Raw genomic sequence first — 716 nt, forward strand, 5'->3', positions numbered from 1 at the left:
CTATCTCTTCATCGACGAATACGACAACTTCGCCAACAACATCCTGGTCAACGCCGGGCGCGAGGCCTACCGCGAGCTGACCCACAGCAGCGGCTTCTTTCGTGACTTCTTTGCGCTGCTCAAGGAGACCGTCGGGCGCACCGGCAGTGGCCTGGCGCGGCTGTTCATCACCGGCGTCTCGCCGATCACGCTCGATGATGTCACCAGTGGCTTCAACATCGGGCGCAACATCAGCCTCGATCCGCGCTTCAATGCGCTGCTCGGCTTCACTCATGGCGAGTTGGAACAGTTGTTCGCCGATTTCGGGCAGGACTTCAGCGCCCATCGCGCCATCGTCGACGAGTGGTACAACCACTATCACTTCCACAAGGCCCGCCAGGCGCCTGTGGTCAACAGCGATATGGCGCTGTACTACCTGCAATCCCTGGTCGATCTCGACCAGCCGCCCGACGACCTGATCGACCACAACGTGCGCATCGACTACGGCAAGCTGCGCCATCTGGTGCAGATCGACCGCCAGCTCGCCGACCGCCAGCTCGCCGACCGCGAGCGCGCTGATGCCGACGCCGTCACCGCCACGTCCCGTCTGAACGGCAACTTCTCGCGGCTGCGCGCGATCATCGAGCGCGGCGAGGAGGTCAGCCCGATCCAGACCAGCTTCCCGGCCGAAGGGCTGCTGCGCCAGGACAACTTCGTCTCGCTGCTCTACTACCTCG

The 716-nt window shown here is 63.5% G+C and carries 1 protein-coding gene; it reads left to right on the plus strand.

The features are described 5' to 3' along the window. Positions 1 to 716, plus strand: a 716-nt coding sequence (locus CKO40_RS23830; RefSeq protein WP_200348942.1) for an AAA family ATPase, incomplete at both ends; no start/stop codon positions are given.

This window comes from Halochromatium glycolicum, from assembly GCF_016584085.1.
Taxonomy (GTDB): domain Bacteria; phylum Pseudomonadota; class Gammaproteobacteria; order Chromatiales; family Chromatiaceae; genus Lamprobacter; species Lamprobacter glycolicus.